19 protein-coding genes are annotated in these 25,332 nt (G+C 38.2%); 11 read left to right on the top strand and 8 right to left on the bottom strand.

Annotated features, from left to right (window positions below; all coding sequences use genetic code 11):
* Window position 1: 1 nt before the first annotated feature.
* Both V7O61_RS05515 and V7O61_RS05510 read left to right on the top strand, forming a co-directional pair.
* Window positions 2-985 carry an ATP-binding cassette domain-containing protein gene (locus V7O61_RS05515; protein ID WP_407282485.1) on the top strand — a complete coding sequence of 328 codons (984 nt, stop codon included), beginning with the start codon at window positions 2-4 and terminating at the stop codon, window positions 983-985.
* Window positions 982-1,764 carry an ABC transporter permease gene (locus V7O61_RS05510; RefSeq protein WP_407282486.1) on the top strand — a complete coding sequence of 261 codons (783 nt, stop codon included), beginning with the start codon at window positions 982-984 and terminating at the stop codon, window positions 1,762-1,764. The genes V7O61_RS05515 and V7O61_RS05510 overlap by 4 nt, the downstream gene beginning before the upstream one ends.
* Before the next feature lie 48 nt (window positions 1,765-1,812).
* Here the strand turns inward: V7O61_RS05510 and V7O61_RS05505 are convergent, their stop codons facing one another.
* The 7 genes from V7O61_RS05505 to V7O61_RS05475 form a co-directional block, all read right to left on the bottom strand.
* Complete coding sequence (locus V7O61_RS05505) at window positions 1,813-2,616, bottom strand: ABC transporter ATP-binding protein (protein ID WP_407347461.1); 804 nt, start codon at window positions 2,614-2,616, stop codon at window positions 1,813-1,815.
* 5 nt (window positions 2,617-2,621) lie between these two features.
* A complete protein-coding gene (locus tag V7O61_RS05500) occupies window positions 2,622-3,590 on the bottom strand; it encodes an ABC transporter ATP-binding protein (protein WP_407282489.1) in 969 nt (322 codons plus the stop codon).
* A complete protein-coding gene (locus V7O61_RS05495; protein WP_407282490.1) occupies window positions 3,587-4,411 on the bottom strand; it encodes an ABC transporter permease in 825 nt (274 codons plus the stop codon). The genes V7O61_RS05500 and V7O61_RS05495 overlap by 4 nt, the downstream gene beginning before the upstream one ends.
* Before the next feature lies 1 nt (window position 4,412).
* Window positions 4,413-5,408, bottom strand: coding sequence for an ABC transporter permease (locus V7O61_RS05490; protein ID WP_288067774.1), 996 nt, complete (start codon window positions 5,406-5,408; stop codon window positions 4,413-4,415).
* Between the two features lie 29 nt (window positions 5,409-5,437).
* Window positions 5,438-7,177, bottom strand: coding sequence for an ABC transporter substrate-binding protein (locus V7O61_RS05485; RefSeq protein WP_407282491.1), 1,740 nt, complete (start codon window positions 7,175-7,177; stop codon window positions 5,438-5,440).
* 2 nt (window positions 7,178-7,179) lie between these two features.
* Window positions 7,180-7,821 (bottom strand): FmdE family protein, encoded by a 642-nt coding sequence (locus V7O61_RS05480; RefSeq protein ID WP_407283419.1) that lies wholly within the window; start codon window positions 7,819-7,821, stop codon window positions 7,180-7,182.
* A 209-nt stretch (window positions 7,822-8,030) separates the two neighbouring features.
* A complete protein-coding gene (locus tag V7O61_RS05475) occupies window positions 8,031-8,651 on the bottom strand; it encodes a flavin reductase family protein (protein ID WP_407282492.1) in 621 nt (206 codons plus the stop codon).
* Between the two features lie 615 nt (window positions 8,652-9,266).
* Between V7O61_RS05475 and V7O61_RS05470 the strand changes: the two genes are divergently transcribed.
* The 9 genes from V7O61_RS05470 to V7O61_RS05430 all read left to right on the top strand — a co-directional run bounded on the left by V7O61_RS05470 (window position 9,267) and on the right by V7O61_RS05430 (window position 19,659).
* Window positions 9,267-9,563: a winged helix-turn-helix domain-containing protein gene (locus tag V7O61_RS05470; RefSeq protein ID WP_023844062.1), complete on the top strand. Its 297-nt coding sequence runs from the start codon at window positions 9,267-9,269 to the stop codon at window positions 9,561-9,563.
* A 222-nt stretch (window positions 9,564-9,785) separates the two neighbouring features.
* Entirely contained in the window at window positions 9,786-11,006 is a 1,221-nt protein-coding gene (locus V7O61_RS05465; protein ID WP_407282493.1) for an adenosylcobinamide amidohydrolase, read from the top strand.
* 34 nt (window positions 11,007-11,040) lie between these two features.
* Window positions 11,041-12,219, top strand: coding sequence for an ABC transporter substrate-binding protein (locus V7O61_RS05460; RefSeq protein WP_407282494.1), 1,179 nt, complete (start codon window positions 11,041-11,043; stop codon window positions 12,217-12,219).
* Window positions 12,216-13,319, top strand: coding sequence for an iron chelate uptake ABC transporter family permease subunit (locus V7O61_RS05455; RefSeq protein WP_407282495.1), 1,104 nt, complete (start codon window positions 12,216-12,218; stop codon window positions 13,317-13,319). The genes V7O61_RS05460 and V7O61_RS05455 overlap by 4 nt, the downstream gene beginning before the upstream one ends.
* Window positions 13,316-14,416 (top strand): ABC transporter ATP-binding protein, encoded by a 1,101-nt coding sequence (locus tag V7O61_RS05450; RefSeq protein WP_407282496.1) that lies wholly within the window; start codon window positions 13,316-13,318, stop codon window positions 14,414-14,416. Before V7O61_RS05455 ends, V7O61_RS05450 begins: the two co-directional genes overlap by 4 nt.
* Window positions 14,413-16,632, top strand: coding sequence for a nitrogenase component 1 (locus V7O61_RS05445; protein WP_407282497.1), 2,220 nt, complete (start codon window positions 14,413-14,415; stop codon window positions 16,630-16,632). Before V7O61_RS05450 ends, V7O61_RS05445 begins: the two co-directional genes overlap by 4 nt.
* Complete coding sequence (locus tag V7O61_RS05440; protein WP_407282498.1) at window positions 16,629-17,918, top strand: nitrogenase component 1; 1,290 nt, start codon at window positions 16,629-16,631, stop codon at window positions 17,916-17,918. Before V7O61_RS05445 ends, V7O61_RS05440 begins: the two co-directional genes overlap by 4 nt.
* Window positions 17,919-18,674: 756 nt before the next feature.
* Entirely contained in the window at window positions 18,675-19,001 is a 327-nt protein-coding gene (locus V7O61_RS05435) for a winged helix-turn-helix domain-containing protein (protein ID WP_288067789.1), read from the top strand.
* A 25-nt stretch (window positions 19,002-19,026) separates the two neighbouring features.
* Window positions 19,027-19,659 (top strand): hypothetical protein, encoded by a 633-nt coding sequence (locus V7O61_RS05430; protein WP_407282499.1) that lies wholly within the window; start codon window positions 19,027-19,029, stop codon window positions 19,657-19,659.
* 356 nt (window positions 19,660-20,015) lie between these two features.
* Here the strand turns inward: V7O61_RS05430 and V7O61_RS05425 are convergent, their stop codons facing one another.
* Window positions 20,016-25,289, bottom strand: coding sequence for a hypothetical protein (locus tag V7O61_RS05425; RefSeq protein ID WP_407282500.1), 5,274 nt, complete (start codon window positions 25,287-25,289; stop codon window positions 20,016-20,018).
* Window positions 25,290-25,332 lie beyond the last annotated feature (43 nt).

Here is a 25,332-nt window from a genome sequence, read left to right as displayed (position 1 = left end):
TATGAATTCAATAACAATTAACAGCCTTACTAAAAAGTATGGAGATTTTACGGCTGTGGATGATGTTTCATTTTACATTGATGATGGTGAAATTTTTGGTCTTCTGGGACCAAATGGTGCTGGTAAAACCACGACCTTAAAAGCAATAACAACTTTAGGAAAACCAAGTTCCGGTTCTATCACAGCTTTTGGTATAGACGTTGTAAGATCACCAAGGCAAGCCAGGAAGATGTTTGGATATGTTCCACAGGCAATATCTGCAGATGGAGACCTTACAGGTTATGAAAACCTTCTCATATTTGCCAAATTATTCTACGTGAGCAAAAATGAACGTGAGAAAAGGATTAACAATGCCCTTGAATACATGGACCTTGCAGACAGAAGCCATGATCTTGTTAAACACTATTCTGGCGGAATGATGAGGAGACTGGAAATTGCACAGGCTCTGGTTAACAGGCCTAGAGTACTTTTTCTTGATGAGCCAAGCATTGGGCTGGATCCTTCTTCTAAAAGGCAGGTATGGAAATACATTAAAAGACTGAATGAAGAATTTGGAATGACTGTAGTCATTACAACCCATGACATGCTCGAAGCCGATGAACTCTGTCACAGGATAGCTATAATGAATTCCGGGAAGATAGCAGTAATAAATACACCTTTCCTTTTGAAGCAATCCATAGGTGGAGATATCGTATCCCTGGGCCTAACGGAAAGTGATAAAAATGTGTCAATTCCAGATGATTTGGGTTTGATAATCGGCAACGATGATGACTGTATACTGATATCCACAGAAAATGCAGAAACTGCTATTCCTAAGATAATAAGACATTTTGAAGCTAATGGAATTGTTGTCAGTTCTGTAACTGTCAATAAACAAACACTGGACGATGTTTTTATGAAGTATGCAAGATCGAGCCTTCAGTCCCAGGGTTCCATGAAAGATACTCGCTCTGTACGCAGAAGTTTTGTGAGGCGGGGAAGATGACCTATACAAGTGAAATTTATAATTTCGCATACAGTGCTCTTTCGATAGTTGAAATGGAAATACGGAAAATCCGTCATGATTCAACTGAACTGTGGACCAGAGGCGTCCAACCTGCATTATGGCTTGTCCTTTTTGGAGAAGTTTTCAACCGGGTTCGTGACCTGTCAATCCCAGGTTACGACTACATTCAGTTTCTCACACCTGGCGTACTGGCGCAGTCTGTACTCTTTATCTCCATATTCTACGGGATAACTCTTGTATGGGAAAAGGATGTGGGATTATTGGCCAAATTACTTTCAACCCCCTCACCCCGTTCTTCAATAGTAGTTGGTAAAGCTCTGGCTGCAGGAGTAAGAGGCATATTCCAGGCATTAATGGTCTTTACACTGGCACTTTTTATGGGTGTTAACCTACGACACAATCTTTTGAATATGATGGGCGTTTTTGTAGTGATAATATTGCTTGCAATGTGCTTTTCAAGTTTCTCAATGTGCCTTGCATCATTTCTGAAGACAAGGGAAAAGATGATGGGAATTGGTCAGATGATAACTATGCCGTTATTTTTTGGCAGCAACGCGATCTATCCTATAACCCTGATGCCACCATGGCTCCAGTCCATATCAAAATTAAATCCTTTAACATATGTGGTTGATGCGCTTAGAGCACTGCTTCTGACAGGAGATTATTCAAATATTCCTGATGACATAGCATTTCTATCTGTAATTACTTTAGCCCTTGTAGTCCTTGCTTCAATTTCGGTCAGCAGGTTGCTTGAATAGGAAGGCGATAACTAGACAATGGATATATTGGTTAAAAATATATTCAAATCAACATTCAGAACAAAGTGTAGAGGTTTCGGTTTTTCCAACTGTTGCAGACAAAAGCAGTGACCTTGTATATTCATGGCAGCAATCAGAAATTATCTGTTTTCTGGAACCGTATTCGACAATTTTTCCTTCTTTCATGACAGCAATATTGTCTGATATATATGCAGCTGCAGCAATATCGTGTGTGATAAACATGAAAGTAATGCCCATTTTTTCTTTCATGTCAAGCATCAGGTTGAGGATATCAACCCCAATGGATGCATCAAGCATTGATATTGGTTCATCGGCAATTATCATGTCAGGTTCTGTGATTATTGCCCTTGCTATTGCAACTCTCTGGCGTTGTCCTCCACTAAGTGTATGTGGATATTTATGGAGAAAACTCTCAACTGGTGTGAGTCCAACAGATTCAAGAGCACAAACAATCTTGTTTCTATCAGCATTTTTACCGTTTTGAATAATACAAGGTTCTGCCACGAGCTGTTCAACTGTCATCATATGACTTAGAGAATCATAAGGGTCCTGGAATATCACCTGAACAACAGGTTTGCCGTTTTCTGTGGAATTATTGTTGATATCTGCAAAAGAGATATTTCCGGAAGTCGGCTTCAATAGACCCAGTATCAGTTTTCCAAGAGTTGTTTTTCCACTTCCGCTTTCACCGATGATTCCAAGCACTTCACCTTTTTTCACAGCAAGGGAAACATTATCAAGAGCTTTTACCTCAGAGTCATTCCTCAAAATGCCTTTACCTCTGAACACCTTGCTGAGATTGTCTATTTTTATGAGACAGGAATCTTCCATTATTATCACTCCAAATGGCACTCTGAATTAGATTCCAGATGACATGCTACTTTCACACTACCTGTACATTCAGGAGGTCTTACAGTCCTGCATATTTCTGAAACCCTGTCACAGCGTTCCATAAACTCGCAGACTTCATACTTCTTCAAAGTTGAAGGTGGAGTGCCTGATATTCCTTTCACCCTCACGGGCTCACACATCAGAGGTAATCTTGAAGCCAGAAGTTTCCGGGTATACGGATGAACAGGATTGTTAAGAATTTCATCCCTGGTACCTGTTTCCACAATTTTTCCCGCATACATGATGTAAATCCTGTCACATATTCTGGAAATAGTATGCAGGTCATGGGAAATCACAAGCATGGATGTGTGTTTCTTCTGTACTACATCCTTTAGTAGTTCGATAATTTTCAGTTGAACAGTTGCATCCAGTGCGGTGGTCGGCTCATCAGCAATGATTAGTTCAGGTGAAAGGAGCATTGAAAGTGCGATCATTATTCTTTGTCGCTGTCCACCACTGAATTCATAGGGACAGGAATTCATTCTTGAAGGATTGATACCTACCATTTCAAGTGACTTTTCAGTCAATGAAAGCATGTCCTCACGGGACATATTTGTATGAGCTTTAATTGTCTCAAAGAATTGTGACTTTATTTTCACAAGTGGGTTAAGTGCATTCATTGAAGACTGGGGAACAAATCCGATGCTTTTTCCCCTGACTTGGCGCATCTTTTCCTTTTTGATGCTGTCAATCCTCTCTCCCATAAAGCTGATATTTCCTGACATATGCCTGTTGTGGGAATTTATATCCAGAACTGTCATGGCAAGTGTGGATTTTCCAGAACCTGATTCGCCTATGAGACCTACAATTTCTCCTTTGTCTATGTTGAAATCCACATTCTTGAGTACGTAATGCATGCCTTCCTTCGTTGAAAAATCAACATTCAGTCCTTTAACATCAAGCAATGACATCATTTTTCACCTTCCAGTGCCTGTCCAACAAGCACAAAAGAGAGCACCAATAAAGTGATACATAGTCCGGCAGGCATCAGCCACCACATCCACGCATCTGTGAAAAATACCAGCGGATATGATACTGCATATTTTATCATGGTCCCCCAGCTTGGAAATGAAGGATCTCCAAGACCCAGGAATGCAAGACCTGATTCTGAAAGTATGGCACGGATGGATTGCATAACAACTGTGGTTATCATTATCGGATACAGGTCAGGAACTATGTGTTTTTTGATTACATACCAGTTACCAGCTCCTGAGACTCTGGCAAAGTCCACATGACCTGAGACTCTCAATGTTTTTGTCTGGGCCCTGGTGATTCTTGCACCGACAGGCCATCCCATTACAATAAGAATGAAAATAATATTCCAGAGACTTGGACTCAGATACGCTGCAAGTATCAGGATAAGAGGCAGGTCCGGTATCATGAGGAAAATATCAACTCCTCTCATCATGACCCTGTCAAAGTTCCCACCGGTGTACCCTGAAAATACACCTGCAAGAGTACCAATCACCAAAACTCCGAAAGAGACCATAAGGGCTACCATCAGCGAAGTTCTTGATCCGTAGACAAGATTGGAAAATATGTCTTTTCCAACATCATCGGTTCCAAGGAGATGTTCACTACTGGGCTTAAGTAAAGGACTGCTGGATACATCAGCAGGTGAATAGGGCGTGATTAACGGTGCTGCAATTGCAACGAAAATGAAAGAACAAAGAATGACAAGTCCGGTAATACCTTTTGGACTTTTCAATCTCTGGAACAACGTTTTTTCGTGCATTTCACTCCTGCCCCGTTCTTCCGTCAATATAGGAACATGCAATGTCAGCTGCATAGTTACATGCCAGTACCACCAGTGACATGAATATGAAAGCTCCCTGAAGTACAGGATAATCACGTTCTATAAATGAATTGTAGACTAACAGCCCCATTCCAGGATATGAGAATACGGTTTCTATGAACACCGTACCTGCCACCATAAAACCAAGCATTGCTGCTATCTGGTTTATTACCGGTACAATTGAATTGATAAGCACATGTTTTTTTATTGTCCGATCTTTTAGTCCTCTGGCTTCCGCCATGAGCACATACGGTTTTCCAAGTTGCTGAACACAGACGTTCCTTACAAGCAAGTATGTACCAGGCATTTCAAAAGCAGCAAGACAGAGCATCGGCAGTGCAAGATGTGAAAGGACATCCAGTGCATAATCACTGAACCCTGCATAGTTCATGTACGGGGTTATTGCACCTGAAGTGGGGAACCATCCTGTCTTGTATCCGAAGACAAATATCATGATAGCTCCAAGGAAAAATGCAGGTATCGACCTGAAAAATGGCATTATCACAAGGAGGGCATGGTCCAGTTTCTCCCCTCGTTTCCAGGCAGATTCAAGGCCGATGATAATCCCGAAAATAGTTGAAAATACAAGAGCAGTGCCCATGAGCAGTATAGTCCATGGAAGTCTGCCTATAAGAATGTCAACTACAGGTACATTATAGAAAATAGAATAACCGAAATCAAGATGCAATGCATCTAAGATGTAATGTATGAACTGAATATGGAGAGGGTCATTAAGATGATAGTATTCCATCAACTTGTATTTCATTTCCTCATCGATGACCACAGGAAGATCAGCACTCTGGCTGCCTGTGATACTGAGTAGTGGTCCACCTGGCATTACCCGGGGAAGAAAAAAATTGATTGCAAGGATCAGGAAAAAAGTGATGGCATACTCCAGTCCCCTGGATATTATATGCCCTGACCTTTTCCTGTCCATTGCTCTTTATCTCTCCTGCTTTTCCCTGTTTAGCTATTCCCGCGGCGTATCAGGATGAAGGCACATGCAAAGATTGCAACTGAACCAAGGATTCCTATGCTTGAAGCTGCATTCTCTGTTGTTCCTTCAGCAGTGTCATCGTTGGCACCGTTCCAGGTTCCATAGATGAAAACAAGTTTGTTGTATTCGGTTGGCACACCGCCACCTACTCCACCATCTGTATAGAAGAAGCCGGTTACTGTGTCCTTACTGGTTGCACTGTAAACGTTCCTGTACATGAGCGGAATCGTTGGCACGTTGTCAGCTATAAGAACCTGCATCTTGTCAACCAGTTCCTTACGCTCATCCTCATCCATTGTGCTCATCTGCTCTTCTGCAAGAGCCATGAACTCCGAATTGTTCCATCCGGTTGATGTCGGGAATGAGTTCAACATTCTGGCAGGGTCTGTGGATGTACCGTGTGAGTATATTGCAAGGTCAAAATTGCCTGCACCGACCAGTCCGTCTACGGTTTTGGTATCTCCCGGTTTAAGAGTTATACTGATACCAATGTCCTTCAGGTATGTCTGGACAAGTTCAGCAATCCTCTGGCTCTGCTGGTCAGAAGAATACAATAACTGGAAATCAAGTGGGTTTCCTTCTGAATCCAGTCTTATACCATCACTGTTAGTCTCAGAATAACCTGCATCATCCAGCATCTGATTGGCTTTTTCAATATCATGTTCATACTGGGTTACATCAGGATTATACCAGCTTGAATAAGGAGGAACATATCCCGGATTTCCTTCAATTCCACCACCATGAAGTACTCTGCCCTCAATATCCGAACAATTCAGTGAATAATAAATTGCCTGGCGAACAGTTGTATCATTGAGTATTGTATTTGAAGGAATATTGAATCTCAGGCGGTAAACCCAGTAACCTGGTCCGCTGATAACCTCCATGTTGTCTGATTCATCAAGTGCCTGAACCTGATCGAGAGTGAGGCCTGATTCATCCACTTCCCCTGTCTTCAGGGAAATAACAACATCGGATGTTTTGACATAGATGAGAGTGTCTATAATTGGTTCGCCAAGGAAGTAATCCTTGTTAGCAGTGTATTTGTAGGACTGCTGATCCGTGTCATAATCTTCAAGAATGAAAGGCCCTGTACCTATTGCAGCCTCATCTTCCATGTATTTACTTGGGTCTTCAACATCTTCCCAGATGTGTTCTGGCATTATTGGGATGACTGCTGCAACCTGTTGCATGAAAGGTGCATAAGGATAATTAAGTGTGATAACAACAGTATGTTCATCGAGAGCCTCAACACTGTTAATTACGCCAGTGTTATACCAGCTTGAACCTATAGGACTTATTGATGCTTTTCCTTTTATGTAATCCATTGTGAAAACGACATCATCTGCTGTGAATGGTTCACCATCATGCCATGTTACTCCTTCTCTCAGGTGGAATGTCCATTCAAGACCATCATCGGAACTTTCCCATGATTCAGCAAGCAGACCTGTGAAATCTCCTGACTCTTCCGGCCACACAAGTGCATCAAAACAGTAGCTTGTCATTATGTAGCCAGGTCCGCGTGGATAGAATGTCAATGGGGAAGGAAATCCCCAGTCTGCTGTTGAGCTTGTTCCCCAGCTAGCGGTGAACACTTTTTCTTCACTGCTGTCTTCACCTGAAGCTGATGCAGGCATGAGTAATCCTGCGATTACTGTGCTTACAAGAAGTAATGATATGAAAAGAGAAATTGATCTTTTACTCAATTTCATCCTTACCATCCTCTGTTGTATTCCTCATAACAAGGGATACAGATATATTCACCATTCTGCACTCTGGCTCTGGATTCAGCCATCATTTCACCACATTTTGTACACTGGACTGAATTGAATATCCTTGCTTTTCCTGGAATCTCCGCATCAACGAATTTGACCTCAAACATCTCCTCAACAGGTGTGTTTCTCATTGTGACTGAAATGCCATCCATCCTTTCCCTGAACTCTTTTACCTCTTTATCAGTAGCAGTTCCTGACATTACCTTAGGACGGAGGTCACTTACTTTCGGGTCGATGTTGTCAATATTAAAACTTGCTTTAAGGGCTACTCTTACAGCTTTTTTGCTGTCACGGCAGATGAATGTGAATACCTGTTTTGCATGGTCCTTGTAAATGAGATTGCCTTTACCTATTGTGCAGCCCGTAAGCACCTGAACTGCATCAACTCCACAGGCATCGTTTTCCACGATGGTGACAAGTTCCTCGTCAATGTCCCTTTCGGTATGCAGTTTTTCAATACCTGCTTTTGCTGCGATGTAACCAATTGTAAGGCCAGGACAGACGTGTCCGTGGAACTTCGCAGCATCTTCAAATGAAGCAATTTCTCTAGTTGTGTTTTCGGTAGAACAATCTGATGACATGATAATCACGAATGGTAAAAGTAAGTAATACATATAATAGTTTTCGTGTTATTAGATTTTACTTGAATATAATAATAACATCGATAATTTGACATCAAATATTGCAAATCATATGATAACACAAATTATACGATACCAGTAATATTGTGAACTAAAAATCAATAAAAAAGATAAAAAGAATAAATGTGCAGACATCATTTTATCTGATATTAAGTAGAATCATTTTCCCTGTACATTTTAGCAAGCGGGTCTTTTCCCTGGGGAAACATTGCACTGAAAGGTTCGAATTTTCCAAGTTCTTCAACTGTGCAGAAATGCATGCCATCATCTGCACCCATCATCATTAAAGGACAGGCTTTGTTCACATTGCATAATCCAGTCTCATCATATACTTCATCTTCAACTTCCAGGTGGACAACTTTTCCCATAATAAGTATGTAGCTGACTTCTTCATACAGTTTGAAAAGTTCACACTCCATCCATGCATAAGATCCTTTTATTCCGGGAGCACTGATCTTTTTTGAGGGTTTTTCCTCAAGACCTGCAAATTCAAATTCATCCTGATCGGCAGGAATAGCTTTTGCAGTTGGTATAACCTTGTCTGCAAAATCTGCACCGGCAAGATTAACGACAAATTCTCCTGTTTCTCTGATATTATCCAGTGTGTCTCTTCTTTTTGCCGTTGCTATACATATAAGGTCAAGAGGTCTTAGTACCGGCATTACACAGCCATACGGAGCAATGTTTCTTACACCTTCCTTACTTACCGTAGAGATGAAAGCAACAGGAAGAGGCATTACAGATTCTCTTTTGAATGGTTTTAATTCCATAGTTTTCACCATTTTATTTACAGATTTTAGTAATACCATAATACAATAAATAGCTATTAGTTGTTATTTTTATGTTTATTCGTAACATTGATATATGAAGAAATCCTATTTAGAACCAGACAGGTCGAACACTATCACAACAATAACTAGAAGTTCTCCGAAATATATTCTGTATAGCATGTTAGTGGTTCACGCATAACTGCTGTGTTTGGCCTGTTAATATTGGCCAATTTATTTACCAAGACCTTCCACTTTAATTGGCCAATCCTCCTATTCTACGGAAAAAAGGCTTCAGATTATTAAGTTTATAGAATAAGTAAAAATTATGAATTTTACAGTAAATATACTACAATGACGTATAAATAACCGTAAAAATACATAGAGAATTGCAATAAAAAATAGTTCTCCCGTATAAGAGTAAATTAGCATTATAATATAATTACATCAATTTGTAGCATAGAAACTAAGATGTATAACTAAAATAAAGCACTATATATAGTATTGTTACTACTTCTTAATAAATTATTTCTTTAGAAATATAGATTCGTAGGTAGGTTTCCAGGTATTTTGCAGGTTGCAGAATTTATGAATACGGATACATCAAGGAGTTACCAAATGGTTGAAAAGACTAACATGATTAAAGTGGTAGGTAATGAAACAAGATTAAAAATACTGGATTCACTTTCTTCCAAAGATAAACACATCACAGAAATTGCAAATGAGCTTGGAATTTCATGTACAAGTATTTCCAAGCATGTACGGGTACTGGAAGAAGCGAAGCTTGTTGAAAGAAATATATTTGGTAAAAGTCATGTTCTTTCACTTCCAAATAAAGTGAATAAAAAAATAATTAATCAAGACTATTCATCAGATTTGGAATTGTACATTCTGGATAATTATTATTTGGTTTGATAAAACCAACTACTATTTTTCACCACCAATTCAGAGTCATTCACACTCCGGCAAAGATGCCATTCAAAATGCCATTATTACTTAAAAAGCTAATAGCTATGAGGTAAAATCCACTCTATAAATACAACTTTTTTCAGATGCTCCGTGTTAATTTTGGTATGAGATTTTTCAATTTAATATTACATCATCCATGAAAAATACCTTGTTAACCGGTGATTGAACATGAATGGAAAAACAGATGAAAAAACTATCATCTCATCTATGGAAAACAGCCAGGTTGAAGTAAAAAATGATAGCTGGCTTTCAAAAGAATTATTATGGCAAACATCTGGTGGAGAAAGGGTTTTCCTTCATGAGAAGTCGATTGTCGTGGAACTGCCATCTGGTAGAAATACGCTCACTACATCCTGGTTAAATGGAGGATACCGGAACGATATTCGCTACATATATAATCATCAGGTTCTGCATGAATCTGATGTTGACCATGAAGTTTCCTCTCTAGAAGGAGGAGGAATTTCAGCTTATGCTGCGCTGGTTTCAAAAAAGCTGGGACTTGATCCACTATATTCTACCGGTCTTATGACGGCAGCTAATATGAAAAACGTGGCAATAGTAACCCACAATTTCAGAGATCTTGAAGTTACAGCAATTATCACCGGTGGAATTGAGGTTAATGGGGGGCGTGCAGGGGATCCCGCAACATATTATCAGGAAAATGGACAGTTTACCATGATTCCCGGGACAATTAACACCATTTTACTCATCGGTGCCAATGTCCCACATTATGCCATGGTGAACGCGGTAGTTACAGCTAGTGAAGCTAAAGCCGTTGCAGTAAATGAACTTATGGCTCCCAGCCAGTATTCTCAGGGAATCGCCACCGGGTCAGGAACAGATATGATAGCTGTGGTTTCTGATAATACCAGCCATCTGTATCTTGACGACTCCGGAAAACATTCCAAACTCGGGGAGCTCATAGGAAAATGTGTGAAAGAAGCTACCAAAAAGGCCCTTGCACAGCAATCTGACCTTACATCGCAGACCCAATGCAATATGTTAGTTCGGCTTGAAAGATTTGGAATTGATGAGAAAAAATACTGGAAAGAAGCTTCTTCCATGGAAGGGGAAAACAGGAAAACACAATTTGTTGAAGAGCTCAGGATTATTGCAAAAAATCCTGCACTTGTGAGTCTAACAACATCCCTGCTCCATATTGTTGATGAAATATCGTGGGGATTGCTTCCTGAGAAAGCCGGTAAAAAAGCTGCACTTTCACTTATGAAAAGTATTCCTGAAATTTTACCTTGCAATAAACAGCCGCCATTTTACAAACTCCTCAACGAACAAGACAGTATACTTGACAACTGGGTACGTGTTACAGCCTGGGTCTGTAAAAATGGAAAATGTTATGCAGAAGAAAATCACGGCGAGAGTGAAAATTAAAATAAATTACCCAGTATGAACCGGAGAGAATTCAATGAATAGAAATTATGTTTTTGTTTTGCTTATACTTTTGATCTGTAGTCCCTTATCAGGATGCATAGGAGACAGCAGTCAGGAAACAAATAATCCTGTCAATGAAGACTACAATTCTTCAAAAGATTATTTTCCTGACAAGATAGACATAGAATATGCACAGGGATTCACAGTTGAATATCATAATAATTACAAACTTGTAACTGTGATGGACTCTGTTACAAACAATGAATATTCATACATACTTGTGCAAAAGGGAACTCCTGTTCCTGAGCATGATGAAGATTCCGTTGTAATTGAAATACCTGTAGAAAGTGTTGCTGCTCTTTCAACAACACATTTGCCAGCTCTTGAGATTATCGGAGAGACAGACAAACTCAAAGCTGTCAGCTCTTTTACATATATAAATTCGGTTCCTGTAAGGCAAATGATTGAAGAGGGAACTATAGAAGAAGTAGGAACCGGCAGCTACATGAATACCGAAGCAATGGTCAGGATAAATCCGGATCTTGTTTTTACTCTCACTACAGGTGTCCCTTACGATGACAAACATATAGACAATCTGATTGATATCGGTATAAAACCCGTAGTTGTTGATGAATACAAAGAAGAATCCGCACTTGCCGGAGCAGAATGGATCAAGTTCATATCCCTGTTTTTCAATGCGGAAGATGAAGCTAATGAATATTTTGATCAGGTTGCAAATGACTATAACGAACTTGCAGAAATGACAAAATCTGTAGAAAACAGACCGGTTGTAATGAGTGGAATGGCATGGGAAGGTACATGGTACGTACCTGGTGGGAACAGCCTGATAGCCCAGTACATCGATGATGCCGGAGCTAGCTATTTCTGGAATGACAATAATGACACGGGTACTTTAACTCTTGATTTTGAAGCAGTATTTGACATGGGCAAAGATGCTGACTACTGGGTTTCTTCAGGAACCTGGAACAACTTAGAGGAGCTTGAAGCTGAAGATTCTCTTTACATAGAATTTAATTCAGTAAACAATGGAACTGTCTATTCCAGTTACTACAAGGTCAACGAAAACGGAGGGAACGACTATTATGAATCCGGAGTTGTGAGACCTGATCTGGTACTGGCTGATTTTGTAAAAATGTTCCATCCCGAATTAATTCCGGACCATGAAATGGTTTATCATAAGAGGGTAGAATGAAAAAAACTGAAAAACAAGATTTGAATAAAAAAATGCAATTAAAGAATCATTCACAGAGAACAGCACTGCTCCTGGGATTCTTTCTTATTGCATTGTTTTTTTTCTTTGTGCTAGACCTTGTATTCGGATCAGTAAACATTCCACTTGGTGAAACTCTTTCAGTACTACTCGGGAATACTCCGGTAGATGATTCATCAAAGATAATAATAATGGATCTGAGACTTCCAAGGGCATTAGCGGCTGTTTTTGGTGGTGCTGCACTGGCAGTTGCAGGTCTTCTGATGCAGACATTATTCAGGAATCCCCTTGCAGGACCATTTATTCTTGGAATCAGTTCAGGTGCAAGCCTTGGAGTTGCCATAGTAATTCTTCTATTTGGAGGAGTTTCTGCAGCAACACTCCCACAAATGCTTCGAAGCCTTGGTTTTCTGGGTAGTGCCACAGTTGCCATGGCAGCATTTCTTGGGTCTTCAGCGGTGCTTATGATAGTACTTTTCGTATCGCGAAAAATAGAGAGCAATGTCACAATTCTCATTTTAGGACTGATGTTCGGTTACATCACAAACGCCCTGGTTACAATCCTTATACACTTCAGTGACCCTGAAAAAGTAAAAGCATTTTCAGAATGGACTTTTGGTACTTTTGATATCAGATGGACGGAAATAAGCATACTTGCCCCCGTGATTATAATCGCCCTGATATTTGCATTTTTACTTACAAAGCCCCTGAATGCTTTGCTGCTGGGCGAAGAATATGCTACCAGTATGGGAATGAACTTCAGCAAAACACGGAGCTACCTGATAATTATCACAGCCCTTCTTGCAGGTGTTGTAACTGCTTTCTGCGGACCAATCACTTTCCTTGGCGTGGCTGTTCCACATCTTTGCAGAGGAATTTTTGTCACTGCCGATCACAGGATACTGGTACCGGGATGCACATTAATCGGAGGAGGACTTGCATTATTTGCAGATATGATAGCACATCTTCCGGGAAGTAGTCTTACTTTGCCGTTAAGTTCAGTTACATCAATGCTTGGAGCACCTGTTATCATATGGGTCATACTTTACGGTAACAAACTTGGAAGAGGTGTTTCCGTTTGAAAGATGCACCTCTTATATCAACATCAGACCTCTCAATAGGTTACAAACACAGGAACAAGGAATCCACAATAGTCTCCAGTAATCTTAATTTGGATTTGATGTCTGGAGAACTTGTCTGTCTTATTGGTCCAAATGGTGCCGGTAAATCAACTTTAATAAGAACACTTATTGGAATGCAACCCGGTATTTCAGGTGATGTACATCTTGCAGGAAAATTACTGAGTGATTACAGTGCCATAGAAAAAGCCAGGGTTTTAAGTGTGGTATTAACATCACAGGTATCAATTTCACATTTCAGGGCTTTTGATGTTGCATCCTTAGGCCGTTATCCGCATACAGGATGGTCAGGCACTTTATCAGAAAAGGACAGGGAGATAGTATCCTATTCATTAGCAGCAGTTGGTGCCAGTGAACTTTCCTCACGTTACATGTCAGAACTAAGTGACGGAGAAAAACAGAAAGTGATGATCGCACGTGGACTGGCCCAGGACCCTTCAGTACTTATTCTTGATGAACCAACTGCATTTCTTGATATGCCACACAAAATTGAGATAATGAGAATTCTTAAATCACTTTCACGTCATCCGGGCAGAGCTGTTCTGCTTTCGATTCATGATCTTGATATTGCCATGCGAACAGCTGATAAAATATGGCTTTTTAATAAAAATGGAGATTTTTATTCAGGTGCTCCTGAAGATCTTATTTTAAAAGGTGTTTTCGGATCGGCTTTTGAAATGGGAGGAGTACATTTTGATAATAAAAAAGGGACATTTGTTATTTCTCCTGAACAAAAAGGAAATGTCACCCTCATAGGGGAAGACAATAATGACAATAACGAATTTATCTGGACATCTCATGCACTTGAACGTGCAGGATACAGTATCTGCAGTGATGGTAACTGTGATATTACTATTGAGATCCAGAATAACAATGGAGATACTTGCTGGAGATATTTAAATCATACAGCAGAACATGATTTCTTTTCCATTGCAGATATGATACAGTTCCTGTGCAGGACACACGAAAAAGATAGCAATGAAAAGCAGATAACTGATAATTTCTCCACCAGGCTTTCAGGAGGAATCAGTCTCCAGTGATCCAGATTGCAATCTACGGAAAAGGTGGTATCGGCAAATCCACCATCTCAGCAAATCTTTCGGCTGCCCTTGGAAACAGGGGAAAACGTGTACTACAGGTAGGCTGTGATCCTAAACATGATTCCACCAGACTTCTTCTGGATGGAGAATCAATACCTACTGTACTGGATTATATCCGCGATACGTATCCAGACCATCGAAAACTTGATGACATACTTTTCAGAGGGTATGCAGACATAGCCTGTGTAGAAGCCGGAGGGCCGGAACCCGGGGTTGGATGTGCAGGCAGGGGAATCCTGAGCACTTTTGAAATCCTTGAAAAACTGGGAATTGAAGAAATACCTTTTGATATTAAGCTCTATGATGTCCTGGGGGATGTTGTATGTGGAGGATTTGCAGTTCCTATAAGAAAAGAATATGCTGATGCCATATACATTGTAAGCTCAGGAGAATACATGGCACTGTATGCTGCCAACAATATTCTTCGCGGAATCAGTAATTTTGATGATAATTCACCGCGGGTTGCAGGAATTATCCATAATAGCAGGGGACTGGAGCATGAAAATGAAAAAGTAAGAGCCTTTGCCGATGCCGTTGGATTACCAGTGGTTACTTCGATTCCCAGGGATGAATTGTTTGCTGAAGCTGAAAAAGAAGGATGCACAGTTATACAGGGATATCCTATGTCTGTACCTTCGTTCTTATTTAAGCAACTTGCAGATCATGTTGAAAAGGTATCTAATGAGGACATCAGTCTTTTCAAAGCAAATCCGCTTAGCAATGAAAAAATGGAAAAGATAGTTCTTGGGAGAGTTCATAGTTTTAAACAGAATAAAAAAAATTTAGCTGCAAGTCAAAAACCACTGCACTTTGAAATACCTGAGAGAAAACAAAAATCCCTGGTAAATAAGAAAAGCCATTTTTTAACAAAAAATGTTAAAAACAAAAAACCACTCCAGGGATGTTCATTTGCGGGTGCTGTCACTGTAACTTCCAGAATAACCGATGCACTGACAATAGTTCATGGTCCTGGGAGCTGTGCACATATTGCATCCCATTTTCTCAATAACTCGCTGCTTAACGCCAGTTCAAGATATGGAATTGTTCCCTCAGAAAGTGAGGGAAAAAATCTTGTTTCTACTGAAATGAGTGAAAAATCCTTCATCTTTGGAGGAATTGACAAGCTTGCGATGTGCATTGAAGAAGCCTGTATGAAAGGATGGAATACCATTTTCGTTGTCACTACATGTCCTTCTGGACTTATAGGGGATGATGTCGAACAGGCAGCATTAAGAGTGAAACAAAAATTCCCTGAAACAGATATACTCCCAATAGAAGTAGATGGTAATCTTGCAGGTGATTTTTCACAGGGAATTGTTGAAGCATATAAAATAATTAGCAATATGATAGACCCGGTCATTAAAGAAAACGAAGATAAATCCCTAGTTAATATTGTAGGGGAAAAAACACTGTCAGGAAATCTAAATTCAAATTATGGAATTATTAAAGAACTTCTTGGAAGTATAGGAGTTGAAGTCAATTGCCGTTTTGTGTCAACTACAACTGTTGACGAAATCAGGAAATTCAAAAGGGCTTCATTGAATATTCTGGCACATAACGACGATTCTGGCACTGTTTTAAAGAGATTATTGGAATCAAATGCAGGTGTCGAATTCTTTGGTCTTCCGTTTCCCATAGGTTTTAATGAAACTGCTGAGTGGCTGGATCTACTTGCAGATCGCTTTGATACTGAAATAAGATCAGAAGAATTAATTGCCTGCCATAAGAATTTATATTTTTCCGAAATCGAAAACCTGCGTCCTATTCTGAAAGGAAAGAGAGTGATAATAAGTTCTTTTTCCTTGAATCTTGACTGGATAATTGATACAATCATAGATCTTGGAATGGAACTGGTAAAAGTAGGCCTGATTGCATCATCATATGATGATTTCAGAAGCAAATATATTGGGATATTGCCATTGGAATATGATTATACTACCGAAAAAAGGCAAAAGGATATAGAAGCACTTAACCCTGATCTTGTATTATCAAATTATCCACCTATGATGACAAAAGATGGAGTTCATCATGATGCCATACCTATTTCTCCTGATGTAGGTTTTTATAGCGGACTTGTAATGGCCAGACGATGGGGAACACTCATGAGACTTCCGGTTGTAGAAGGATGGAAACTGGATGGAGTTGACGTGTCATGACACTAACAGCAGATGCATTTACCGGTTCACTGCTGGCAGTGGAAGGTATTAAAGATGCAGCAGTTGTATTAAACGGCCCAACAGGTTGCAAGTTCTATCATTCACATATTTCCGATTGCCAATACCCAAGAGCTTCCTCTTTTGACCCGCTTGGCTATACAGAAGAATTCTATTTCGGCCAGCCACGGGTACCATGCACCTATCTTGAGGGTGAGGATTACGTTGCCGGCTCAACTGAAAAATTACGGAGAATTCTCCCTGCTATTGCAGCAAAAAGTGAGGATATGCTTGTTATTTTAAATTCACCGGGAGCTTCTTTGATAGGGGATGACCTTAAAAAGTTCATTGGTTCTGCCGGCCTGTCAAACCGTTGTATAGCTATTGAGAATGCTGGATATTCATCACCTGTCTGTGAAGGATTTGAGCAAACTGTAATAGAGATCCTCAAATGGATGAATCTTGAAGAGAATTTGAATAATTCAAATCCGGTAAAGGTGAATCTTATTGGAATCTCACTTTACAATAGTAACTGGGACAGTACAGTATATGAATTAAGAAGAATTCTTTCGTTTTTGAATATTGAGATCGAAGCTGTCATTTGTGCCGGAACAAGTCTTAAGGAACTGCAAAAATCCACATCTGCCGTATGCAACATTGTAGTTTTTCCGGAATATGGCCTTGAAATTGCAAAATGGTATGAAGAAAAACTTGGCATCCCATATGTTTTATCCCCGGCAGGTGCTCCTGTCGGATATGATGCAACTGAAATATGGATTGAGAAAATTGCATCGTTTATGGAGCTGGATTCATCTCATGCTATCGAAATTTTAAGAAATGAACGGAAAAAGCATTATCATAAAATCTCACGTTTTCATTCTCTTACAGGCCTTCCAAAAGGTGCAACATTTGCAATCAATGGGGATAGTTCAGTTGTTTTGCCTTTAACAAAATGGCTGTATGAATATCTGGGAATGGCACCGTTTAGCGTAAAAACATTACCGGGATCTAAACCTGAGATTGAAAGTCAGATTATTGATTTTCTTGAAAAAACAGGATTTTCAGAGTCCTGGAATAAGTTTTGTGACGATGAACAGGTTGATATCGTAATTTCCGACGGGCACACAGTCAGGATGATGCAGGAAAAAAGTCTGTGCAAAAAAGGTATTGAGATTGCTATGCCATCATCAGGATACTTGAATTTCCTGCCAAGAACATACGTTGGAATTAATGGTGCTTTATTTTTACTGGAAGAGATATTCAATGGTTTAAGGAGGAGACCATTATAGTTTTTCATATTAAGACCCTGAATAATTGCAGAGTATTTTATTAGTCCTCCAGGTGAAGTTGAAGCAAATCATGGTTTTCTTTAGGTAAAAATGCAAGGAAAAAATGTGTGATTACATCTGCTAACTTGAATGTTCTTGCATTTAGAAAACAGAAATATTTGATATAGCAATTACAATCGTTTTCAGATTGTAACTGCTATCTTTTTTTAGATTAATTGGTTAAATCACTTTCAGGCTATTAGCTTTCAAGCCATAAATGAATCAAATACTGTAGTCTTTCAGTAGTTATTGTTTCATTTGTATTCTCAAATGACATGTCATTCAGCCAGTAATGTATAGCTTGCTGAAGTTCATTTGTACTTATAAGCAGATGCCTGAAAGAAAATTCGTTGGCTGGGTTTAAATTGTGGAAGGTGTAGATGAAGAAAAAAGGGGTTGCCAGCCAACCGGCCAAATAACGTGTTGACAGAAAAATATTGGTTGCAATGAAGGATGGTCAACTACATTATTTGGCTCCTGCGACTTAATTGGTAATTGTAATATTTAAGCGTATGATTTGCGATAATATCTGTTAGCTTAAACTATAATGATTTGAAGCGTTTATTTTACTCTGTGATTTTAAACTTGATTCTATTTCATTTTGGGTGCCAACAACTTAATTTTTTATTCAAAACATGTCACATTGTTGTTTGCTTTTGAGATAATAAATAGAGATTATTCGAAACATATATATCATCATAAATAATCATGCATATTATGTCCTATGAAAATGTCAAAATCCTCAATGCACTTGAAAATGAAACACGTTTGAAAATGTTTAAACATATAAATAAAGAGGATATGCACATCTCAAAAGTGGCAAGAATATTAGAGATTTCTATTCCTGTGGCATCTAAACATGCCAGTATACTTGAAGATGCAAATCTTATCGAAAGAAAAATTTTTGGAAAAACACATGTCCTTTCCAGCAAAAATAAAAAATTATTCAAATTTGCAGAGGAATCAAAAGAAGTAATAACTAAGGATTATCAAAAAATATTCAATACAGTAGAGTCACTTCGAAGAATTGCATCGGATGAATAAGTTCCTCAATTGCAACTTGATGAAAATGTTTAAAAAACTTTTAATATGTATTATTTTCACGATCTTCTGCATTTACTCTGTAGCAAATGTCAGCGCTGTAGGAGTCGGTGTTAGTCCTGCAAACATGAGCTTTGATGCACATGTAGGAATAACGGAGTATCAATCTCTTTTTGTAATAAACGACGGACAAAGCATATCAGATTACAGAGTATACGTTGATGACCAATACGTAGACTGGTTTTCCATATCACCCAACAACTTCACACTCCAGCCTGGAGAACATAAAGAAGTGATCATTGGACTTAAACCACCTGTTTCAGCAAACGGAAACTATGATATGAAAGCCTATGTCATAGCTTCAGCACCCTCTTCTGACTTTGAAGTCGGCAGTGGAATAAAGATACCGGTAAAAATAAATGTCTCAAATAAAGGCTTATTCTACGCTTCAGGAGCCATATTAGTACTGGCTGTCGGAATGATACTTACCGGAACCAGATGGAATAGAAAAAGAAAACAGAATCGGGTTAATTTGAATACTGCTGAGATTAGAATTGCTGATACGGCGGTTGCATCCTCTGTTGTTGATGAAGTTGATAATGATGATGTTGATGTGGTTTCAGAGTTGAATGATAACAGTAATTCAAAAAGTAGCAAGTGAACCATTCAAGTACTCTTATAATGATACATATTGCATCGCTCATTTTAGATTTGGTTTCACAGAAAGTACGCTTCACATTAAATTTATGACATCATTATTTAAAAGTGAATCAATTCCTCTAGTATTGCTTATAAGTGAATTCGTAAGGATATTACTTCTATATATTTCAATGAATTGTTACAGCAAATAATAAAACTGTTTTATTCACACGGAGAACAAATAGAGATTAATTTGGCTTTGTAGAGAGAAATAATTCTCGTTTTTTTAGCAATAAATGTAAATAATCCTACCTAGAAGGCAGGAAAAATTAAAAACAAATTCAACTAGTAAACCCTCTATTACATGAATTCGGATATTTATATAACATCTGTTCCCTCCGGCATTTCAAGATCATCAACCCAATAATCAAGCAACAAATCTTTTCTTGCTTCGGTAATTTCAGCTCCAGTAATAGGTGCAGGCTCATTACTTGAATAGCAATGTATTGCTTCCAAGAGTTCACTTGTCGTTATATATAATCCGTTATCAGAATCCATATCATTCCACGGATTCCAATCTATCACATTAACTTGAGAATCCCCATAGATATTTGTGCTAATCACTTCATTGGAAGAGATAAAACCAGAGATATTATAAATTCCAGTTGTTAGATTAGAAGGTACCAGAACATCATAAGTAATACTAAGATTTGTTTTTCCAGAAATAGTGGATGAGTTTAACCAAGTATCAGTTGAATTATCAAAATTCCAACCACTATTAACTTCTGATATTATACTCCAATCCAAAGGAAGATTTTCATGCAATTCAAGGCAATTAATCTGTTGATCAGATGCCATATCAACCGCTATATTGACAACCACATTAAAACTGCTATTTGCTGTCACATTGTAAGTATAAATTGTTCTGTTTGCTAAAATAAGCGGAGAAGTATCAGTGCCCTCTGGCATTTCAATGCCATTAACCCAATAATCAAGCAATAACTCTTTTCTTGCTTCGTTAACCTCAGCCCCCGTAATAGGTGCAGGATAATTGCTTATTGAGCAGTTAATTGCTTCTTGAAGCTCACTAGTGGTTATGAATAAACCATCATCTGAATCTGGCTCGTTCCATGGATTCCAATCCTTTTGTGCATGAATTAATGATACATTATCAATTTCAACTTTTGCTGTAGCAATAGATGGTTGTAATGGAGCTGTAGAATAAAGTCTTAATGTTACATTGTGATACCCAATATAATTGGACACATCTACTGATTCTATTTTCCACACATTAATTATAGATGAATTATTAAACAGTGGAATAGCAGTAACATCGTCATCTACATAGAATTCTAATTGAGAATATGCACTGTTATTAGAAGTTCCTGAATATTCGTATGTACACTGATGATTGAAAGTAAAATAGTCTATATCTGTTAAATTGACATTTTGTGTCAAGGAAATAGAAGAAGTTGATATGAAGCAAGTATTTGTAAACAGCTCACATCCATATGTTCCTGAATAGTTATGTTCTTCTGAAACATTGTATGTATGTATATGGGTTCCTGGTCCACTTTCATCTGTAGTTACAGTCCATCCGGATACGTCTCCAGTTTCAAAACCACCATTTATTATTTGACCTGAGGAAATGTGAGTACTGTTTGACACATTAATAACTTTAATCAAAGATGCATTATTCTGCTGCTCATCTTCAATTACAAGCTTTATTTTGTTCAATCCTTCAGTGTCAAATACATGATTGACTATTTTTCCAGATGTTGCATTGGCAATGTCATCATTGAATATCCAGGTATATGATGATATGTTTGTTTCAATTGTACCCTGAACTACATAACTATCAGACGCGTTGAAATTTACTGAATTTCCAACAGTCGGACGGAATGAACTATTTCCATCATAACAGAATAATGGCATTAGCTGATTATCCTGATAATAGACATAAATTCCATATCCAATATTTCCTTGTGTATCAACTGGGTATATCATATACATTGCTTCTGACTTTGAAGAAACATAGGTATTAGATGTTATATTTTGTAGCAACGCTGCATTCTGGTAAATACTAAAGTGATCAAGTGAATATGTTCCATTTTCGGTCTCCCATTCGAAGATAATTGAATCATTACCCTGATAATTAACATCCAGGTTAATAATTTCTACAGGTTCAATTACTGACACATTTTCTGTAAGGATTGCACTATTACCTGAAGTATCATATGCAGATATACTAACTGAATGGGTACCTACTGAGGTATTTACAGTAGAATTCAACATTCCAGTAAGCATATTATAGCTGAAGTTCTGCTGGTTTCCATCTACATATAAAGTAATTGAAGAAGAATTGATACCTGATCCCGAATCGGTAATTCTTGCAGATACTTGCACTTTATCATACTGCTTTAGAGATGCATTCCATTGTAAAACAGGAACTGTTTGATCATATCCTGCAGCATAAGTTCCAAAGCATGATATGTTTGTTTCTGCTTCATTAGACGTTTCATTTATAGTTGAATCTAAAGGTAACCACGCATTAAAGGAATCATTCCATTTGTAAATAGAAATATTGGTTTCATCTGTAATTCCTGAGTCATCGTAGTTGAGCATTAATATCGCTTCCTTCTCTAGTGTAACGTTATATGGTTGCAAGTCCGTAATGTTCCCAATTACAAAGTCTGCTCCACTTATACTTGTTACAACACTTGAAGATACTCCCATAGTACTGAACATTTGAACGGTTGCTGTTTCTGGTTCACTGGTTTCAAAGGAGGTAACAGAAATATTTCCATTCAGTGCCTGAGGGATAGAAATACTTCCACCTGAAAATATAATATCTGAAGCAGAGCTAATTTCTAACACCAATGTATTTACCGCAGACTGCAAAGCTGTTCCAACGGGTTCAAGAAGTTCACCAAATATGTCTGTGAGGGCATGAGTAGAATCGTCAACATAGCTATCATATGAATATTTTTCTACTGTATATGGATTTTTATTGTATATTTGCTTTTTTTCAGTAACATAATTGTTTGCTGTCCCAAGTTCAATACCTTTGTGTAAGGAAAGCTTAACTGACGCTACTGTCACACTTAGGGGGATGTCAATTCCATGAGAATCATCCTTTGTTTCCTGTATACTAATGTTACCTGTAGTGAAAGAAGTTGATTTATCAAAGAAATCTGTGAATCCGGCATATGATTTAAACTCCTCAGTTTGGAATGGGTTTAAAACATTAGATTCTGTAATATCACCATAATCATAAATTACCTGCCGGGTAGTACTTTCTCCTGAATATACATTATCTTTGATTACCGCTTTTCCATATACTCTATCATTTTCATCATAACCAAAGATAACAGTTTGATCTAGTTCACTACTCCACCCACTATCGAACCATTCATCTATTAATGATCCTATTGGGCCTGTTGAATCAACCTCGGCACTTCTAACACGTTGTATTAAACATTCTTGATAATTTATTTCTGGATAATATCTACTTTTTGAAGATCCACTAATCTCTCCACTAACTCCTAGATTAGCTAATGTGGCAGAAGCATTTATGTTCTTGGTAGGATGATCTTTTACGATTCCAATACTGAATAGATCAACACTAACACCAGAAAATGTTGCTATTCCTGACTCATAGTAATCGATAGAAAGGTCTTCTTCAATCTGTGTTGTCGCGGAATCAATCGCTTTATATATTAGGGGATTATTGCTATCTGCAACACTTGAGAGAATATACAATGCACTTTCCAGTTTTTCACTATCTTCTGCATTTTCATAATCTACATGAACTTGTGAACCTTTCATTGTTGTAAAACCTGTATATAAATCTGCACTAAGCATGGATGCCTCGACTGGACCTACTTGCGCTTCAAAACCAGAAGTAGTTGTTCCTGTAGTTAGCGTTGTATCTATGTCCCTATTCATAATCAGATTTGAGTCCAAGATTCCAGAAGTCAGCTTAAAGTCTTTCTTTACATCAGTATCAGCATATACATAATATCCAACACCTCCCCCGCTATTTTTACTTATATACCATGATGTGGAGTAATCACGAGGCAAGACCTCAAGTGAGAAATTGAAAAGCAAAGGATTGATTTCATATACCTCGTTAGCGATTGATAATGTTATATTGGAAGCTGAAATATCATAACTTCCTTCACTAAATCCTTCTTCTTCGGTATCAATAGAAACATTAAATATTCCATTTTTGTCAGGTTGTGAATATGTCAGGTATTCGGAATCCATTGATATTGTGGAATAGGGTATTGTCTGATACCATCTATAATAAGTTCCTCCTATCTCCACCTGTGACGTTCCTGTGAATAGAGAGTGGCAGTTGTCATCAATGACATAAACAATTGTGATCGATTTTTCAACTTCATTCCCTTCATAATCTCTTGCAACAACAGTAACAGTATTTTCCCCTTCAAGCAAGGATATATTTGCATTCCAATTAGTAGTACCGTTGGCAAGAATTCCATTTACTGTGACTTTAGATACTCCTACATCATCAGTTGCAGTTCCTATGAGAGTAATAGTATTGTTAAGTGTTATTTCTTCATCTGAATGTGAAGTTATAGATGCTTCTGGTAATGTTGTATCATGTTCACTTACTTCAAAAATTTTGACAGCAGAACCTGATACATATACAGTATCATGAGTTACATCCATATCCCAAACATAATCTTCTGTGAAATTTTTTTGTCCTGCTAAATAGGGAGATTCTGGATCACTTATATCTATTACATCCAGACCATAATTATCATCTCCAAAATCTTCTACAAGATATACATAGCTATGCTGATCACCGATAGAATCCCTATTTAAGTCAATACACACTCCATCTCCTGCTGTTTGATACAAACTTAAGTATGTTGGATTTAATGGATCAGTGACATCAAGAACAACGAGACCACTATCAACAGCCAGATACACATAATCAGGTTGAGGTTCAGGTTGATACGAACTATAGCTTACTGCAAGACTAGAAAGACCTGATAAATTATCAGAATAAGATACTATAGACCCCGTTGACATATTAATTATGAGAAGACCACTAAGTTCTCTAAATACATAATCACCTACAACCTCATAATTTGATTCTTCAGCGGGTTTAGGACTATAAAAGTATCCAGATGCAAATTCAGGATTTAATGGATCACTTACATTTACTCTTCGCATTCCCGAAAAGTCTTCCACAACTACGTTTTCATTTTGATATTCTACCTGGAAGTGAGAATTAGTATATTGAATATGAAGCCCTCCAACAGAAGATAGCATCTGTGGAATGGATTTGTTAGTAACATTTACGATACGAAGAGATTTAGAAGCAGCATCAAATACATAAGCATAACCTTCAGGAGATACGGCTATTGAATCTGCCCTGTATGAACTTGTGTATATACAGTTTGTATTACTTGTATTGCTAACATTTACAATATCAAACCCACCAGAATAACAAGCAACGTACAAATAATCATCAATTACATCTATGTCAGAGTAACTACTGCCAGCATAGCTTCCAACAAGGTCCACACTTACCTGTTCTTCTGATGCTGAACCTATGCTAATTGTCAATAAGAAAGACAAGATTAGAACACAAAACATTAAACTTCTTTTTGCATACACATTATTCTCTCCAAATGTTATAACTATTCATTACATCCAAATT

Origin of the sequence: Methanolobus sp. WCC1 (assembly GCF_045690315.1) — an archaeon.
In the GTDB taxonomy this organism is placed as follows: domain Archaea; phylum Halobacteriota; class Methanosarcinia; order Methanosarcinales; family Methanosarcinaceae; genus Methanolobus; species Methanolobus tindarius.
Note: the sequence above shows the minus strand (reverse complement) of the source record. Positions and strands in the feature narration are given on the sequence as shown.